This window comes from Burkholderia sp. SIMBA_051, from assembly GCF_046534915.1.
GTDB classification, from domain to species: domain Bacteria; phylum Pseudomonadota; class Gammaproteobacteria; order Burkholderiales; family Burkholderiaceae; genus Burkholderia; species Burkholderia ambifaria.
Window position 1 is genome coordinate 1 of the sequence record NZ_JAWRXS010000612.1, and the last position, 251, is coordinate 251.

Annotated in this window: 2 pseudogenes; both read left to right on the forward strand. The window is 61.4% G+C overall.

The window, feature by feature from the left end:
- A pseudogene (livM, locus tag SB771_RS35945) lies at positions 1–132 on the forward strand (high-affinity branched-chain amino acid ABC transporter permease LivM); the annotation flags it as partial.
- Positions 129–251: pseudogene (livG, locus tag SB771_RS35950) on the forward strand (high-affinity branched-chain amino acid ABC transporter ATP-binding protein LivG); the annotation flags it as partial. The pseudogenes livM and livG, both read left to right, overlap by 4 nt.

Genomic DNA, 251 nt, shown 5'->3' on the forward strand with positions numbered 1-251 from the left:
CTGCCCGAGCTGGCGCGCGAGTTCGCCGAGTACCGGATGCTGATGTTCGGCCTGGTGATGGTATTGATGATGATGTGGCGTCCGCAGGGGTTGTTGCCCATGAAGCGTCCCCACGTGGAGCTGGCTAAATGAGCGAGGCATTGCTGAAAGTATCCGGACTGACCATGCGCTTCGGCGGCCTGCTGGCCGTCGATAGCGTGGCGTTCGAAGTCAAATCCGACGAGGTGTTCGCCATCATCGGCCCGAACGGG